The sequence below is a fragment of the Blautia sp. ZXY-1-C6 genome, from assembly GCF_056339875.1.
In genome coordinates, this window is the sequence record NZ_JBWJVQ010000242.1 from 12988 (window position 1) to 29899 (window position 16912).

15 protein-coding genes and 1 pseudogene are annotated in these 16912 nt (G+C 39.7%); 15 read left to right on the forward strand and 1 reads right to left on the reverse strand.

Translation table 11 applies throughout. The features are described from left to right. The first annotated feature begins 158 nt into the window (after positions 1–158). The 9 genes from AC075J_RS15570 to AC075J_RS15610 all read left to right on the forward strand — a co-directional run bounded on the left by AC075J_RS15570 (position 159) and on the right by AC075J_RS15610 (position 8725). Positions 159–734 (forward strand): chromate transporter, encoded by a 576-nt coding sequence (locus AC075J_RS15570; RefSeq protein WP_025578007.1) that lies wholly within the window; start codon positions 159–161, stop codon positions 732–734. Then, positions 731–1300: a chromate transporter gene (locus AC075J_RS15575; RefSeq protein WP_055200304.1), complete on the forward strand. Its 570-nt coding sequence runs from the start codon at positions 731–733 to the stop codon at positions 1298–1300. Before AC075J_RS15570 ends, AC075J_RS15575 begins: the two co-directional genes overlap by 4 nt. Before the next feature lie 395 nt (positions 1301–1695). Beyond that, positions 1696–2862, forward strand: a complete 1167-nt coding sequence (locus tag AC075J_RS15580; RefSeq protein WP_055200301.1) for a diphosphate--fructose-6-phosphate 1-phosphotransferase — start codon at positions 1696–1698, stop codon at positions 2860–2862. A 54-nt stretch (positions 2863–2916) separates the two neighbouring features. Continuing rightward, entirely contained in the window at positions 2917–3699 is a 783-nt protein-coding gene (locus AC075J_RS15585; protein WP_055200299.1) for an ABC transporter permease, read from the forward strand. After that, entirely contained in the window at positions 3678–4469 is a 792-nt protein-coding gene (locus AC075J_RS15590; RefSeq protein ID WP_055152213.1) for an ABC transporter ATP-binding protein, read from the forward strand. Before AC075J_RS15585 ends, AC075J_RS15590 begins: the two co-directional genes overlap by 22 nt. 93 nt (positions 4470–4562) lie before the next feature. Then, positions 4563–5576 carry an ABC transporter substrate-binding protein gene (locus tag AC075J_RS15595; RefSeq protein WP_055200297.1) on the forward strand — a complete coding sequence of 338 codons (1014 nt, stop codon included), beginning with the start codon at positions 4563–4565 and terminating at the stop codon, positions 5574–5576. A 97-nt stretch (positions 5577–5673) separates the two neighbouring features. Then, a complete protein-coding gene (locus tag AC075J_RS15600; RefSeq protein WP_055200295.1) occupies positions 5674–6699 on the forward strand; it encodes a LacI family DNA-binding transcriptional regulator in 1026 nt (341 codons plus the stop codon). Positions 6700–6751: 52 nt separating this feature from the next. Then, a complete protein-coding gene (locus AC075J_RS15605) occupies positions 6752–7603 on the forward strand; it encodes a class II fructose-bisphosphate aldolase (RefSeq protein WP_025578020.1) in 852 nt (283 codons plus the stop codon). A gap of 60 nt (positions 7604–7663) precedes the next feature. Next, positions 7664–8725, forward strand: a complete 1062-nt coding sequence (locus tag AC075J_RS15610) for an SIS domain-containing protein (protein WP_055200293.1) — start codon at positions 7664–7666, stop codon at positions 8723–8725. A gap of 115 nt (positions 8726–8840) precedes the next feature. On the opposite strand, the gene AC075J_RS15615 is transcribed toward AC075J_RS15610, so the two are convergent. After that, entirely contained in the window at positions 8841–9899 is a 1059-nt protein-coding gene (locus AC075J_RS15615) for a LacI family DNA-binding transcriptional regulator (RefSeq protein WP_055200290.1), read from the reverse strand. Positions 9900–10073: 174 nt separating this feature from the next. Here AC075J_RS15615 and AC075J_RS15620 point away from each other — a divergent pair, with 174 nt between their 5' ends. From AC075J_RS15620 to AC075J_RS15645, 6 genes and pseudogenes are all read left to right on the forward strand, one after another. After that, positions 10074–11546, forward strand: a complete 1473-nt coding sequence (locus AC075J_RS15620) for an ISNCY family transposase (protein ID WP_055200932.1) — start codon at positions 10074–10076, stop codon at positions 11544–11546. A gap of 409 nt (positions 11547–11955) precedes the next feature. Beyond that, positions 11956–12813: pseudogene (gene larC / locus AC075J_RS15625) on the forward strand (nickel pincer cofactor biosynthesis protein LarC); the annotation flags it as partial. A gap of 132 nt (positions 12814–12945) precedes the next feature. Then, the gene (locus AC075J_RS15630) at positions 12946–13767 is read left to right on the forward strand and encodes a sugar phosphate isomerase family (protein ID WP_055200288.1); all 822 of its coding nucleotides are present in this window, start codon (positions 12946–12948) and stop codon (positions 13765–13767) included. A gap of 36 nt (positions 13768–13803) precedes the next feature. Continuing rightward, positions 13804–14952, forward strand: coding sequence for an N-acetylglucosamine-6-phosphate deacetylase (gene nagA / locus AC075J_RS15635; protein WP_055200286.1), 1149 nt, complete (start codon positions 13804–13806; stop codon positions 14950–14952). 12 nt (positions 14953–14964) lie between these two features. Then, a complete protein-coding gene (locus AC075J_RS15640; protein ID WP_476390481.1) occupies positions 14965–16119 on the forward strand; it encodes a class II fructose-bisphosphate aldolase in 1155 nt (384 codons plus the stop codon). Beyond that, the gene (locus AC075J_RS15645) at positions 16085–16855 is read left to right on the forward strand and encodes a sulfite exporter TauE/SafE family protein (RefSeq protein ID WP_055200282.1); all 771 of its coding nucleotides are present in this window, start codon (positions 16085–16087) and stop codon (positions 16853–16855) included. Before AC075J_RS15640 ends, AC075J_RS15645 begins: the two co-directional genes overlap by 35 nt. The last annotated feature ends 57 nt before the right edge of the window (positions 16856–16912 follow it).

The following is a 16912-nucleotide window of genomic DNA, read 5'->3' on the forward strand; positions in this document are numbered from 1 at the left end:
AAGTATAGTTGATTCAAAGACAAAAATACAGATGCAATATAAGAAATGTATGAAAATATAAAGCAAACGTTTGCTGATAAATGAAGTGAATTTTTTTTAGTACATGATAAGATAAAATATAGAATCTATAGAATGCATTAAAAAATGGGGGAAATAAAATGGAAGAAAAAACAAAAAGTAAAGGATATGTACTGCGAAAATTATTTTTTGCATGTCTGTATCTCAGCACATTTACTTTCGGCGGCGGTTATGTAATTGTTACTTTGCTGAAAGAAAAATTTGTGGATCATTATCACTGGATCGAAGAAGATGAAATGCTGGATCTGGTTGCGATCGCCCAGTCTTCACCTGGAGCGATTGCAGTAAACGGAGCGATTATTGTGGGGTATAAGCTTGCCGGCATACCGGGAATGCTGGTATCTGTCATTGGAGCGATCATTCCTCCGATGGTGATCTTATCTGTTATTTCTGTATTTTATGATGCGTTTTGTTCCAATTATTATATTGCGGCATTATTAAAAGGAATGACTGCGGGAGTTGGGGCAGTTATTATGTCCGTAGTGTATGATATGGGGAAAAATGTTGTAAAGTCAAAGGACTGGGTGAATGTGGTGATAATGATCATCAGTTTTTGTCTCAGCTATTTCCTGAATGTTAACATTATCTATATAATACTTTTGGTAGCTGTATTTGGAATGGTACGGACAATAGTAAAAGGAGGCAGGGAAAAATGATCTATATTCAGCTTTTTTTAAGTTTCCTCCAGGTCGGGGCATTGAGTTTTGGAGGAGGATATGCCGCAATGCCGCTGATACAGGAACAGGTGGTGAATCTGCACAGCTGGCTTTCAATGAGCGAATTTACGAATCTGATAACGATCGCTGAAATGACGCCGGGACCGATTGCAGTAAACTCTGCTACTTTTGTAGGGATGCAGATAGCGGGAATCTTAGGTGCAATAATTGCTACATTGGGATGTATTCTTCCCTCCTGTATTATTGTAACCTTGCTGGCATATGTTTATATGAAGTATCGGAATATGTCTTTACTTCAGGGAACACTGGCATCTCTCAGACCGGCAGTTGTATCGATGATCGCCAAAGCAGGGGTAACGATTTTAATTTCTGCATTTTTCATTGATGGTACTGTAAATCTTATACGCCAGAATGTATGTGTGGAAATGATCATATTTTTTGTGATCGCGTTGGTGCTGCTTCGTAAATTTAAAATAAATCCTATATTGGCAATGGTTTTGTGTGGTGTGGCAAATGTGGTTTTGAGCGCTGTAAAAAAAGCGTAAATCACTATATGATAAAGCAAACGTTTGTGTAATGACGGACTGCAAATAGTCAAATTAATCAGACATATAACAATAAAAAACAAAGAGATCAAAAAGATGAACGTCTTTTTGATCTCTTTGTTTTCTATAAACCTGTAAAATTTGGACGGATATTTGAAAAAAAGTGAAAACGGATGAAAAAATAAAGAATAATATAAAATAATAATAAAAAATAGACAAAAAACAACATGGCAAATTATACAAAATATCCAGACAACGTTTTCTCTAATTGTGCTTTTGTTTTTGTAAAAATATGTTAAGATAAGAGTACAAAGTGAAATTGAATAAAACATATTCAAGAAAAATAAAAAGTTTATTGTAAGATGCACAATAAACAATAGAAAGGAAAGCGGAATATGTCACAAAATGTATTAGTGGTACATGGAGGTGGGCCTACAGCAGTCATCAATGCATCCCTTTACGGTGTGATCGAAGAAGCAAAACGAAATCCGGAGGTTGGAAAAGTTTACGGAGCGATTGGTGGAACCGGAGCAATTTTTTCAGAAACTTTCATAGATTTGACTTCGTTTGATGATGAAAAATTGAAACTTCTTTTGCATACACCTGCTTCGGCAATTGGATCTTCTAGATATCCTCTATATGAAAAAGATTATGAAAAAATGGTGGATATCTTTAAAAAACATGATATTAAATATGTTCTTCTGAATGGCGGAAACGGAACTATGGATGCATGCGGACATATTTATGAGGTCTGTAAGGATCAGGATATCAAAGTTGTTGGAATTCCAAAAACGATTGACAATGATATCGCAATGACAGATCACTCACCAGGATATGGAAGTGCGGCAAGATTTATTGCAGCTTCTACCCAGGAAGTTGGTGAAGATGTAAAATCTCTTCCCATTCATGTATGTATTATGGAAGCCATGGGAAGAAATGCCGGATGGATCACAGCTGCATCGGCATTGGCCAGAAGGAAACAGGGAGATGCACCTCACCTGATTTATCTGCCGGAACGAAACTTCAATGAAGATGAGTTTCTTGAAGATGTATCAAGGCTTCAGAAAAAACAGGGTGGAGTAGTGGTTCTGGTAAGTGAGGGACTTCATGATGCAAATGGAGAATCTATTGTTCCTCCGATCTTTAAATCAGAAAGAGCTGTTTATTATGGAGATGTAAGTTCACATCTTGCGAATCTGGTAGTTAAGAAACTTGGCGTAAAAGCAAGAAGCGAAAAACCCGGACTTTGCGGAAGAGCTTCTGTAGCACTTCAGTCACCGGTGGACAGAGAAGAAGCAAGACAGGCTGGCACAGTTGCACTGAGGAGTGCTGTTGAAGGAAACAGCGGAGTGATGGTAGGTTTTGAACGGGTCCCGGGAACGGTGTATCAGATGAAAACAAAGCTTGTTCCTATCAAAGAAGTTATGCTTTATGAACGGAAGATGCCTGACAATTTTATAAATGAAAGAGGTAACGATGTAACACAGGAATTTGTTGACTGGTGTCGCCCGCTGATCGGAGATCCACTTCCGGAATTCCTGAATTTCAAGGATTATCTTTAAAACGAAAAATATACAAAACAAAAATGAAAATGTTCCATTGAAAGGAGAGTAACTATGGAAAAAAAGAAAAAAGGAGTAATGCAGTCTATCCCGGGATGGGCATGGGTACTGATTTCCCTTGCAGCAGCAATCCTGTTATGGTATGCATTATCCATTAATCCAAAAACAGCACGAAGCTTCCCATTTATTCCGGCTATTCTTGAGGCAGCCAAACGAATGATTGATAATGGGGCACTGGGACAGGATTTTTGTAGTTCAATGATTTCAATCCTGGCCGGATTTGCACTCGGCTTTATAACCGCAGTACCGATTGCATTTCTTATGGCATGGTACCTGCCGGTCAGAGGAGTTCTGGAACCATGGATTCAGTTTATTCGTAACATCCCACCTCTGGCATATGTACCGTTGGTAGTTATTACAGCTGGTGTTGGTAGAAAACCACAGATCATCGTTATCTGGATCGCAACATTCCTGATCATGACAGTTACAATCTATCAGGGTGTAAGAAACATTGATAATACTTTAGTAAAAGCAGCCAGAGTTCTTGGCGCAAAAGACAGAGATATATTTGTAAAAGTTATTTTCCCGGCAACAACCCCGTTTATTTTAACAGCTGTTCGACTTGGTATTTCCGTTGCACTGACAACATTGATCGCAGCAGAAACAACAGGAGCTACTGCCGGACTTGGAATGAGAATCCGTTCTCTGGCAAACAGTTTTGAAACAGCAGGCATGCTGATGTATATCATCATCATTGGTATCATCGGACTGGTAATGGAAAAAATCATTAAATTCTTAGAAGGAAGGTTAACAGGATGGCAGGAGAAGAGAGAGTGACAAAACTTAAGATTGATAACGTTAAAAAGATTTATCAGACCCGTAAGGGCGAGATGACTGCATTAAACGGAGTTAATCTTGATATTAAAGAAAATGAATTTATCTGTGTGGTAGGACCTTCCGGATGCGGTAAATCTACATTGCTGAATATTATCGCAGGACTGGATACTCCAACCAGTGGAGCTGTATACATTGACGGCAAAAAGATCGAGGGAACAGGTACAGAGAGAGGCGTTGTATTCCAGCAGTATGCATTGTTCCCATGGCTGACAGTTCTGAAAAATGTTATGTTTGGATTGAAACTGCAGGGCAAGAGCGATGCTGAAGCAAAAGAAATCGCAATGAAATATATCAAGATGGTACAGCTTGAAGATTTCGTAAATCATTATCCGAAGGAACTTTCCGGTGGTATGAAACAGCGTGTTGCAATTGCAAGAGCCTATGCTGTAAAACCTGAAGTTCTTCTTATGGATGAGCCATTCGGAGCTCTGGATGCCCAGACAAGAACCCAGCTGCAGACAGAACTTCTGAAAACATGGGAAAGTGAAAGAAAAACATGTTTCTTCATCACACATGATGTAGATGAGGCGATCATTCTGGCTCAGAGAGTTATCGTTATGAGTGCCAGACCTGGACGTATCAAAGATATCGTAGATATCGATATTCCGTATCCACGTGATCAGGAAACTAAGATGAGTCCGAGATTTATGGAGTTGAAAAATCATATCTGGAGTCAGGTATATCAGGAGTATCTGGAAGTAAGAAAATAATGAATTTTGGCCGTTGCCGGTATGGAACGGTTCAGAATAAAGAGAAAATATTAAATACTACCCTGAAAAATGGAAAAGAAAGGAAGTAGAACTATGAGAAAAACATGGAAAAAGTTAGCAGCAATGGCAGTAACCGCATCTATGGTCATTTGTGGCGGAGCAATGGGCGTAAGTGCAGCAACAGAGGAAGAAAAACCGGAAAAAGTAACTGTAAATGTAGCTTATATGCCTGATTATGCAAGTTTAAATGGTCTTATCTCTGCAATTGAACTTGGATATTTTGATGATGAGAATATTGATGTACAGCTTACAGAGTTCTCCGATGGACCGACAATCATTCAGGCTATGGAATCTGGATCTATTGATGTTGGATACATCGGACAGGGAGCCCACAAACTTTGCATCAACGGTAAAGCTGATATCTTTGCACTTGCACATGTATCTAATGGTGATGCTGTAATCGGAAGTAAGGAAAAAGGAACAGATACAATTGAAGGATTAAAAGGAAAAACAATTGCTTATTCTTCAGGAACATCCAGTGAAGATATCCTGAATAAAACCCTTGCAAAAGGAGGTATGACGATGGATGATATCACAGCAATGGATATGGATGCAACAAACATTGTAACAGCAATGCTTTCTGGCAGTGTTGATGCGTGTGCAACATGGGTACCGAACTCTTTGAAAGTTCTTGAGGAACTTGGAGATGATGGTGTACAGCTGGCAGATAACAAAACATTTATTGATCAAACTGTATCTCTTGCAAGTTGGATTGCAATGCCGAAATATGCTGAAGAAAATCATGACGTACTTGTAAGATTTGCAAGAGCTCTTTACAAAGGATTTGACTATCGTGCAGACCACAGCCATGATGATGAAGTGTGCGGCTGGATTGCTGACAAGATTAAACTTGAAAAAAATTCCCTTCTTGATCAGGTAGAAGTAGCAGACTGGACAACAAGTGAATTCATCAGGGATCATATGGATGATGTCAAAGGCTATTATGAACTGCAGCAGAAATCATTTGTTGAGAGCGGTGACTGTGAAGAAACACCAGTTGATAATTATGTTCTTTTCGATGTAATGGAAGAAGCTTGCGCAGAATAATAAGAAAGATTACACAGGCAGAGATGTCTGTGTAATCTTTGAAAAAAATATACACTCGTGTGTATATTAAGAAAGTCATCCGGAAAGGAACAGAACAGTGGAGAGTGGACGACAGAAAGTAACAAGAAAAGATGTTGCAAGAGAAGCAGGAGTGTCGGAAACAATAGTTTCTTATGTACTTAACAAAAATCGTTATGTGAAAGAGGAAAAAAGGCAGCGTGTTCTTGAGGTTGTGGAAAAACTTCAGTATCATCCCAACAATATTGCAAGGGCTCTTCACGGAAAAGGCAGCCTGCAGATTCTTTTTCTTGCAGAAGAACTGAGCAGTGGTTATTTTTCCGAACTGGTAAGCCAGATGAGCAGGGATGCTTACAGACGGGGATATATGATCTCTCTTTGTGAGAGCCAGGAGGAAGATGAGTTTGTAAGTCAGATTCTAAGCAGACAGTTTGATGGTTTATTTGTCAGTGCTTCCGGTGTAACGGACAGGGAACTGAAGCTTCTGGTGAAGTCAGGAATCCCTATGGTACTGTTTTTAAACAGGGAGATCAGCTGTGATCTTCGGGATACGGTTGTGGTAGATACAGGGCTTTATGAAGGCAGCAGAGAATGTGTCAAACATCTTGTGAAAAACGGATGCCGAAATTTTGTTTATCTTGATAAAACAGGAAAACAATGTGACAGGGATATTCACTGGAAGGGATTTTTTGATCAGATAAAAGAATCAGAAATTACTTTTGCACAGGAGCAGAGGATTTCCGGATGTGAGGATATAAAAAAACTGGAAAAGAGGCTGCAGTTACTGCTGGAAAAAAATCCTTCTGTTGATGCAATAGTGGCAAGATATGATAATCTGGCTGCAGTGGCACTTTCTGTGGCAGGAAGAACCGGGAGAAAAGTCCCGGATGATCTGATGGTGACTGGATTTGATAATGATTTTATAAGTAATTATGTAAGCCCGGCTCTTACTACAGTGGAGATACAGAAAGAAGAAGTGGCAAAATCTGCAATGGAAGCACTTCTGTCACTGATTCGTCATGATGGGGTGGATAAAAAAATAAGCTTTACAGCCAGACTGGTCATCAGGGAAAGCACAGGGAAAAAATGTTATTGTAAACAGTAATGAAAAGATAAATAAATATAACCTGCCGGGAGCAGGGGAAAGAAGTGAAAATATGTTAGTTACAAGTAAGGAAATGCTTGAAAAGGCACGAAGAGAACATTATGCAGTGCCTGCAATGAACACACAGGGTGGAAACTATGATATTATCTGGGCAATCTGCAGAGCAGCGGAAGAAATGCATTCACCTGCGATCCTGGCTCATTATGTAGCTACAGGAGCATATTCCGGAGATGACTGGTTTGTAGAAGTATGTAAATGGTGTGCAAATAAAGTAAGTGTACCGATCGCGATCCATCTGGACCATGGTGACAGCTTTGATATCTGCATGAAATCATTAAAGAATGGATTTACGTCCCTGATGATCGATGGTTCCACAAAACCGATCGAAGAAAATGCCAGACTTACAAATGAAGTGATCAAAGTGGCAAAATGTTTCGACGTTCCTGTAGAAGCAGAAATCGGAGAACTTTTAAGATTAGATGAAGCCGGTGCTCAGATGGAGAATAAAAATGTAGCAAATCCGGAGCAGGTCCGTCAGTTCCTGGATCTGTGCCAGCCGGATTCCCTGGCTATCGGAATCGGAAATGCTCATGGATATTATAAGGGTGAACCGGATATCAAACTGGAAGTTCTGGAAGAAGTAAGGAAATTTACAGATATTCCATTTGTTCTTCATGGATGTACAGGTATGAGAGAAGATATCATCAAAGAAGCTATTAAGCTTGGTGTTGCGAAGATCAACTTTGGTACAGAAATCCGTTATAAATATGTAGAACATTATGAAGAAGCATTGAAGACAAATCATCAGGGACATTCATGGAAACTGTCACAGCTTGCAAATGATGCTCTGACAGAAGACATCAAAAAGATCATCCGTCTTGCAGGTTCAGAAGGAAAGGCCTGAGAAGATAAAAGCAATTAAAATAAAATCACAAGGGAAAATTAAATTCAGGAGGAAATATAAATGAAAAAAAACAGTGAACTGACCTATAAAGAAATGTACCGGCAGCCGGCTTCTTTTCAGGCTGTCAATGATACTCTGGAGGATATTTTCAAAACTCTGGACAAGGTATTCTTCAGTGAGAAAAAATATGATGAGCTGATCTTTACAGGATGTGGAACTTCTCTTTATCTGGCACAGGCTTCAGCAGCAGCATTTTCCACTTATACAGGAATTCCGTCAAAGGGAGTTCCATGCTCTGAGCTGTATTATTTCCCGGAAACTTATGTAAAAGAAGGAAGAAATGTGCTGATCCTTCCGATCACCAGAAAAAGCTATACTACAGAAGTAAGAATGGCTATTGATAAAGTTCGTACTTATCCTCAGGTTACTACACTGGCTATTACCTGTGACAAAGACAGTGAAAAATATAATGACTATTACATTCTTTCACCGGATACAGCTGAAGACAGTGTTATCATGACACGTTCTTTTACAAGTATGTTATATATGGCTGTTATCATGGCTATGTATGTAGGCGGTAAGAAAGATGAAATTGCTGCAATGAAAGATTATGCTCCATATTCTGAAAAGGTTCTGAAAGAAATGGATGAACTTTCTACAAAAATCATGAATGAGCATAAAAACCTGAATCTCTACATTATTCTTGGACAGGGTATTTATTATGGTGTCGCCAATGAATGTATGAATAAGATGAAAGAAATGGGACTCAGCAATTCTGAAGGATATTATGATCTGGAATACCGTCATGGACCAATGAGTCTTGTAGATGAAAATACACTGATCGTGTGCTTGAGCAATAAAGCCTGCAGAGATGGTGACAAAGCACTTATGGAGCAGATGAAGAGTTACGGTGCAACAGTTGCAGTTCTTGGCGGAGAACTGGGAGATACCTTTGATCAGATCGCTGATTATGTATATTCCATGGATAAAGGCTGGAATGATATGCAGTACAGTGCGATCATCGGATTTATCGGACAGCTTCTGGGATATTATATTGCAGACAGCAAGAATCTGGATGCAGATTCACCGAGACACCTGACACAGGCTATTGTATTGAAATAATTTAAGAAAACTGAGGAGCAGATTGCGAATATCTGCCTGATTCAAACTGCGAAGCAGTTATAGTATTAAAGAAAAGACTCCCGGCAGGAAGAAGTGCTGCCGGGAGTCTTTTCTATTACTGAGGAGGAAGACTTGCAAAAGTCTTACGTCTTCTGTTAAGTTTTCCGCAACTGTCTCTTTTGGCAATGTAAAATGGAAGAGAGATACGCATGGGAAGGCGATGTCCGCCGTTAATACGGTCGATCAGGGTTTTTGCAGTTATTCTTCCAAGTTCCTCCAGAGGAATATGTACTGTGGTCAGCATGGGAGAAAGATACTGAGCTGTCTCTATATCATCTACGCTGATAACAGAAATATCTTCCGGTATTCGAAAATTTTTTTCCTTTAATGCGTGAATGACTCCGAGGGCAGTGGTATCGTTTGCACAGAAAATTGCAGAGATATCTGCCTTATTGTGCATCAGGATATTAGCACCTTTGTAACCGCCATCTGCAGAAAGATGTACATTACTGGTATTTTTCTGCAAAAACGGAAGCCCAAGTTTGGCAAGTGCATCTTTATAACCGCTGAAACGTACTTCATTATTCTGTTCACCTACATAACCGATTTTCGTATGTCCGAGCTCCACAAGATAGGAAAGAGCACTATAGGAAATATCACTTCCGTCACAAACTACCTGGTCATATTGGGTTCCCATTGGATTCAGACCTGTATAAATCACATTTTTATAATTTTGAGTAAAGAAGCGTAACAGCTGTTTCTCATATCGTCCCAGAATTACGATTCCGTCTACTGGAAATTGAGCAAGCTGTCGTGCCATATCGGGATTTGCAATATCCATGGCTGTAAATGACTGACGGATAAAATAGTTGCTCTTGAAGGCCTCCTGTTCAATCGCTTTTGCAATCTGTGAGAAGAATGGATCGGAAACAGCGGAATTACTTCTTGCATAAATACAGGCAATGGATTTGGGCGTTGTATTCTGAATTTGAGCTTTTTGTCCTAATTTGAGGCTTCGGGCTGTTGCATTGGGAGTATAACCGCTTTTGCGTACGATTTTCCATATACGTTCCTGAACTTCCGGACTTGCCGCTTTTGTATTTTTCTGGTTTATTACTCTGGAAACCGTAGAAACAGAGACATTTGCCTGCCTGGCAATTTCTTTTAATGTCATAATAACTCCCCGCAATCTTTTATACGACTATTAGGCGTTTGCGAAACGCCACAAGCCGCATAAATACGGCATTTTTTGTTACCTATAAACAAATAACTCCTCACCGGATATGGTATAATAGAGTTGACTAAAAACTATAAACCTACATCCAAGAAAGGAGTTATTCTGATACTTATGATACCATATAAACAGCTTTCTTTGGCAGATATTTTTTCAGATTGCCATGAAAAATTTGAAAATGACAAACCTGCTTTTCTTTCTCTATTAGAAACCCATATCGATATTGATGAGTTAATTCCGATTTCTTTTAGAAATCATTTCTATGCATCGACGGGCAGAACCCGTAAATACCCTTTGCAAGCTTTTCTGTGGGCTTTGATTATTCAACGTATTTTCTCTATCCCTACGGATCAGCTTCTCCTGACTTTTCTCGCTTACTCAAAATCACTTCGGGAATTCTGTGGTTTTACTAAAGTCCCAGACGCTTCCAAAATCACCCGATTCAAACAGGATTTTTTAGATGACCTCCAGCTTGTTTTCGATAACCTTGTTGATGTTACCGAGCCTATCTGTCAGGCGATTGACTCTGCAAAAGCGGATATGACCATCTTTGATTCTTCCGGCATAGAAGCATTTGTTACCGAAAATAATCCCAAGTATGCTAACAGGATCATCAAACAGCTTAAGGCATACGCGAAAGCTCAGGGCTTTGATAAATCCTATGATCCTTATAAAGCTGCCTATGGTTCCATGCCTTCTCATGCTTCTGCTAATCCTGAGATTAAGCAGCTCTATATCAATGGGCATTTTTGCTATGTCTTCAAGTTCGGCATTGTCACTAACGGATTGGGCATCATCCGCCACATATCTTTTTATAACAAAAACTTTATGGCTTCACATCCTGATATCGTTGTCGAAAAGAAATCCGATTCCCCTGACGAAGATAAATGTGTTCATGATTCAAAGCTTTTAATCCCCACACTTAAGGACTTCTTTTCCAAGCATCCTTTGATTAATCCAAAAACCTTCCTGGGTGATGCTGCTTTCGATACCGCACAACTCTATAAGAGCCTTCTTACCGGTGACACTTTTGGTAATGACAAACATTTCTCGAAAGCTTATATTCCGCTGAATGCAAGATCCGGACTTGAAAATCTGGATTATTCCATCAATGAAGATGGTATTCCGTGTTGTCCCCATGATCCTTCTTTACAAATGAAGTACGAAGGCACTTCCAAACTTCACAGTGGAGTAACAAGATATAAATTTGTCTGTCCAAGAATGAAATGGATTTATGATAAATCAACTCAAAAATCCCATCGTCATTGTTTCTGTGACAACCCTTGTACTTCTTCTAAATGTGGGCGGATGGTCTACATCTACCCGGAAAAGGATCTTCGTGCTTATCCCGGAACGATCCGCGGCACCGAAAAATGGGATGATACCTATAAAATCAGGACTGTTGTCGAAAGAGATATCAACCACATCAAAGACAATCTCTGTCTTGCAGGACGCCGAACCCAAAATGAGAGGACTCTGCATGCTGATCTGATTCTTGCCGGGATCACACAACTTATTACTGTTGTTCTCGCAGATAAGATCAATCACCACGAATATATTCGAAGCATAAAACCACTCATAGCTTAGGACTTACCACTTTCATAAAGTCCATAGCTTATTAAAGTGCGCCTAACATGTGCGATTATCCATTTTTCATTCCACAAGTCGTGCTCTTCGCGAATTCTTCCTTGTTTTGGTTCAAGGTTACGAACGAGCACCGCGAGTTTCGCAATTACCTATTTTATACGACTATTTTCTAAAACTATGTGCAAAACAGAAAATCAGAGTCTTCTGTTTTAAAAAAGTCGTTCAGAACCCCGCCGGGGGGTTCTGAACGACTTTAATTATACAGTAAATTTATAAAAAAACCAATAAAAAGAAGGAAAACGTTTGCGTACTTTGAATGCAAAATCAACTCAAAGTTATTGATAAAAAAGTAAAAACTTATATAATTTTTGATAGAGTACATAAAACTAAAGTGGAGGTGCTTAAATTTATGGGGAAAACATTGTATTTAGAGTGCTATTCAGGGATTAGTGGTGATATGACTGTCGGTGCACTTCTTGATCTGGGGGCGGATAAGGCAGTTTTGGACAGGGTACTGCAAAGTCTTCCTGTATCAGGGTTTCAGATAAAAACCGGCAAAGTGGTAAAATCCGGAATTAAAGCCTGTGATTTTGACGTTATGTTAGATAAAGATCATGAAAACCATGATCATGATATGAAGTATCTGCATGGTCATAATGAGAATACTGAGGGAGAGTCTGAGATTCATACACATGAACATGTTATTGCAGACCATGCATGTGCACATGAGAGAGAAACTGCACATTGTCACCATCACCATGAACATAGAGGGGTGAAAGAAATTGCACATATTATAGAACATAGTGCAATGACTGACAATGCAAAAAAGATTGCTTTGAGAATATTTGAGATTCTTGCAAAAGCAGAGAGCAAGGCACATGATGTGCCTGTGGAGCAGGTACATTTTCATGAAGTCGGGGCAGTTGATTCCATTGTAGATATTGTATCTGTGGCAGTCTGTCTGGATAATCTGGATATTACGGATGTAGTTGTACCTGTACTTTATGAAGGCTGCGGAACTGTCCGCTGTCAGCATGGAATTTTACCAATTCCTGTTCCTGCAGTTGCGAATGTGATAAGCGAAAATCATTTGTGTATAAAGGTGACAGCTGTTGAGGGGGAACTTGTAACACCTACAGGTGCTGCTATTGTGGCAGCAATAAGAACGAAAGATAAGCTTCCGGAGGAATTTGAAATAAAGAAAATAGGGATTGGAGCCGGAAAACGTCAGTATGAATGTCCCGGAATCCTCAGAGCAATGATTATTTCTTAGAAAACGTTTGCGCAGATTCCAGGCAAATTTGCATGGAATTCGTTGATTAAAAAAATTTTATCTACTATAATAAATACAACAATAAAGGTAACGAGCTGGATAATAAATGAAAGGAAGTAAAGCAATATGGGACATAGTTATTATAGCTATACAAAGGAAGAGTTAGTGGGTAATGGACCGAAGCTTCCGGTAATTGTTATGGAAGACAATGCAGAAGTATTTCATTCTATGGCAGTTGAAATGGTGGATGAGATCAGAAAACATAACGAAAAGGGAGAAAAAACAGTATTTATCTGTCCTGTAGGTCCTGTAGGACAGTATCCATATTTTGTAGATATGGTTAATGAGCAGAATATCAGCCTGAAAAATGTATGGTTTATTAACATGGATGAATATCTGGATGATGAGAAACAATGGATTTCAAAAGATCATCCGTTAAGCTTCAGAGGCTTCATGCAACGTACAGTTTATGATAAAGTTCGCCCGGAATTGGTAATGCCAGAAGATCAGAGAGTATTTCCGGATCCGAATCATCCGGAATATATTTCTGAACTGATTGAAAAACTGGGGGGCGTTGATATCTGTTTCGGTGGAATTGGAATTAATGGTCATGTAGCATTTAATGAAGCAGATCCATCCCTTACAAATGAAGAATTTCTTGCTCAGAAAACCCGTGTTCTTAAGATTACAAAAGAAACAAGAACAGCTAATGCGATTGGTGATTTTAATGGAGCTCTGGAAGACATGCCTCATTATTGTATTACCATTGGAATTAATGAGATTTCACATGCAAGGAAGATTCGTCTGGGATGTTTCAGAAACTGGCACCGGGCAGTAGTACGAAGAGCAGCATATGGAGAAGCAACTTCTGATTTCCCGGTATCTCTTCTTACATCACATCCGGACATCAATCTGAAGATCACAGAGTTTGTTGCAGCACTTGATTGATAAGATAAGTAACAGACAACAGAAAGAAGGAAGAACATGAGTATTCGAATCATAAATGGAAAAGTATATAAAAATGGAGCTTTTTCAGAAGAAGAGATTGTTCTGAAAGAGGGAAAAATCGTTTCTGCTCAAGATGGAGATGCAGAAGAAGTCTATGATGCAAAAGGAAACTATGTAGTACCGGGGTTTATAGATGTACATACTCATGGTGGCGCAGGGGTAGATGTGAATGCGGCTGATCAGCAGGGATTCGAAAAGATCGGACATTTTTTTGCCACACAGGGAACCACATCATGGCTTTCATCTATACTGACAGACACAAAAGAACAGACTTTGAAGACCATAAAAGAGGCTGTGAAACATCAGGAGGCACAGAAGAACGGACATGAAAATTGTGCAGATCTTCTTGGTATTCATCTGGAAGGACCATTCCTTTCACCGGAATATAAAGGGGCTATGCCGGAACATTTACTGATTTCTCCTGATCTGGATCTTCTGAAAGAATATCAGGAAGCAGCAGGTGGAAATATCCGTTATATTACTGTTTCACCAGAAGTAAAAGGAGTGCCGGAATCAATTAAAGGAATGATTGATCTTGGTATGAAAGTTGCGATCGGTCATTCTGGTGCGGATTATGAGACTGCATGGAAATGTATCAATGAGGGTGCCGTATCAGCTACGCATACATTTAATGCCATGAAACTTCTTCATCAGCATTTTCCGGCTATTATGGGAGCAGTTCTGGAATCTGATATCTATTGTGAAGCCATCTGCGATGGACGCCATCTGCATCCGGGAACCGTTCGTTTCCTTCTGAAGATGAAAGGCCTGGATAAAGTAATCGCCATAACAGATTCTATTATGGCAGCTGGACTTCCGGATGGAGAATACATGCTGGGAGTCAATCCGGTTATTGTAAAAGATGGAGACGCAAAACTGAAATATGGAGATTCCAGAGCAGGAAGTACACTTACGACAGGATGTGCACTTAAGAATCTGATTAAATTTACAGGAAGACCTCTTGAAGAGATATTACCGCTTCTTACATGCAATCCGGCTAAGATGCTGGATGTATATGACAGGATTGGAAGTCTTGATACCGGAAAAGATGCGGATGTGGTTATTCTGGATAAAGAGTATTCCGTCGTTGATACATTTGTAAAAGGTAGAAAAATAGAATTATAAGGAGAAAAGATTATGCCATTAATACCATTAAGACCATTACTGGAAACTGTAGATAAATATCACTTTGCTCAGGGCGCTTTTAATGTAAATGCAGTAGCTCAGGCAAAAGCAGCGATTGAAGTTCATGAGATGTTCCGTTCCGCAGCGATTCTTCAGGGTGCAGACCTTGCAAATGGATTTATGGGCGGAAGAACAGATTTCCAGAATGCTACTTTGGAAGATAAAAAAGTCGGTGCAAAAAATATTGCAGATGCTGTAAAGAAATATGCAGAAAATTCTCCGATTCCGGTTGTTCTTCATCTGGATCATGGTAAAAATTTTGATTCCTGCAAAGCGGCTATTGAAGGTGGTTATACTTCTGTTATGATTGATGGATCCAGTCTTCCATTTGATGAAAACGTGGAACTGACCCGTGAAGTTGTTAAATATGCACATGAGAGAGGTGTTTCCGTAGAAGGTGAACTCGGTGTTCTGGCCGGCGTGGAAGATCATGTATTTTCAACTACTTCTACTTATACCAATCCTCTGAAAGCTATCGAGTTCTTTAAGAAAACAGGTGTTGATGCACTTGCAATTTCTTATGGAACCATGCATGGTGCATCCAAAGGAAAAAATGTCAAATTACGAAAAGAGATCGCTATTGCCATCAAGGAATGTATGATGCATGAAGGCATTTTCGGGGTACTGGTATCTCATCGATCTTCAACTGTACCAAAATATATTGTAGATGAGATCAATGCACTGGGTGGAAATATCCAGAATGCTTACGGAATTTCTATTGACGAACTGAAAGCTGCAATTCCATGCGGAATCGGCAAGATCAATGTAGATACAGATATCCGTCTTGCTGTTACAAGAAATATGAAAGAATTCTTTGCAAATCATCCTGAAAAGAGAGAAAGCCAGTCTATTGGCGAGGTATATCGTCTTCTGGAAGCAAAGAAAGAGCAGTTTGATCCACGTGCATTCCTGACACCTATCATGGACACTGTTATGTACGGTATTATTCCGGATGAGGATGTTGCTGCTCTTATGGCTGTAGTTGAAAAGGGGGTAAAAGAAGCGATTGGTACTCTGATCGTAGAATTTGGCTCTTATGGAAAGGCTCCTCTGGTAGAGATGGCAAGCCTGGATGAAATGGCAGAACGCTATCGTAAGGGACTTTGATCAAAAAGGGTATGTAAATGAAATGTATATATTGACTGCACTGGTGGCCTTTGCGGGAAGTTTTGTACAGAGCAGCAGTGGATTCGGTTATGCGATCATCTGTATGGCTATATGGCCCATGTTCATGCCTTTTTATACAGCCTCCATACTGGAAGCCATTGCAGCTTTCTTTATGGTAATTTACATTGCTGTAAGGCTGTGGAAGTTTATTGACTGGAAACTCCTTCTGCCGCCTGTGATCATGGCTACAGTAACCAGTTTTCTGGGTGTGAACACGCTGATGGCTCTGGATGAAGATGTTCTGTCGAAAATCATGGGAACAGTACTTCTGATTCTGGCTGTATATTTTATCTTCTTCAGCAGTAAAGTTCATCTGAAGGCCAGCCTTGTTTCCGGTCTGGTTGCCGGTGCGATCAGTGGTTTTTGTGGAGGACTTTTTAACATCGGAGGTCCGCCCATGGTAGCATATTTTCTTTCTGTAACAGATGATAAAGAAAAATATAATGCTACACTTCAGATGTTTTTTACAATCAATACGATCAGTATTTTTCTGATTCATGTATTTCAGGGTCATGTATCGGGATCTATGCTGCCTTTAGTTGGAGCAGCACTGGCAGGAACAGCGGTTGGGACAGCAGGCGGAATGTTTTTGTTTCGACGACTTACTATGGCCGGAATCAAAAAAACAGTATATATTTTTATGATATGTGCTGGAAGCTATCTCCTTTTGTCGTGAGTTTTTATGGAGAGTATGAGCAGACAGCGAAAGCGGATGGCAGATATTTGCTTGTTA

Excerpts from the sequence above, each read along its gene's own strand:
- AC075J_RS15570 (WP_025578007.1), top strand. The coding sequence starts at position 159 with ATGGAAGAAAAAACAAAAAGTAAAGGATATGTACTGCGAAAATTATTT.
- AC075J_RS15575 (WP_055200304.1), top strand. The coding sequence starts at position 731 with ATGATCTATATTCAGCTTTTTTTAAGTTTCCTCCAGGTCGGGGCATTG.
- AC075J_RS15580 (WP_055200301.1), top strand. The coding sequence starts at position 1,696 with ATGTCACAAAATGTATTAGTGGTACATGGAGGTGGGCCTACAGCAGTC.
- AC075J_RS15585 (WP_055200299.1), top strand. The coding sequence starts at position 2,917 with ATGGAAAAAAAGAAAAAAGGAGTAATGCAGTCTATCCCGGGATGGGCA.
- AC075J_RS15590 (WP_055152213.1), top strand. The coding sequence starts at position 3,678 with ATGGCAGGAGAAGAGAGAGTGACAAAACTTAAGATTGATAACGTTAAA.
- AC075J_RS15595 (WP_055200297.1), top strand. The coding sequence starts at position 4,563 with ATGAGAAAAACATGGAAAAAGTTAGCAGCAATGGCAGTAACCGCATCT.
- AC075J_RS15605 (WP_025578020.1), top strand. The coding sequence starts at position 6,752 with ATGTTAGTTACAAGTAAGGAAATGCTTGAAAAGGCACGAAGAGAACAT.
- AC075J_RS15610 (WP_055200293.1), top strand. The coding sequence starts at position 7,664 with ATGAAAAAAAACAGTGAACTGACCTATAAAGAAATGTACCGGCAGCCG.
- AC075J_RS15615 (WP_055200290.1), bottom strand. The coding sequence starts at position 9,899 with ATGACATTAAAAGAAATTGCCAGGCAGGCAAATGTCTCTGTTTCTACG.
- AC075J_RS15620 (WP_055200932.1), top strand. The coding sequence starts at position 10,074 with ATGATACCATATAAACAGCTTTCTTTGGCAGATATTTTTTCAGATTGC.
- AC075J_RS15630 (WP_055200288.1), top strand. The coding sequence starts at position 12,946 with ATGGGACATAGTTATTATAGCTATACAAAGGAAGAGTTAGTGGGTAAT.
- nagA (WP_055200286.1), top strand. The coding sequence starts at position 13,804 with ATGAGTATTCGAATCATAAATGGAAAAGTATATAAAAATGGAGCTTTT.
- AC075J_RS15640 (WP_476390481.1), top strand. The coding sequence starts at position 14,965 with ATGCCATTAATACCATTAAGACCATTACTGGAAACTGTAGATAAATAT.
- AC075J_RS15645 (WP_055200282.1), top strand. The coding sequence starts at position 16,085 with ATGAAATGGCAGAACGCTATCGTAAGGGACTTTGATCAAAAAGGGTAT.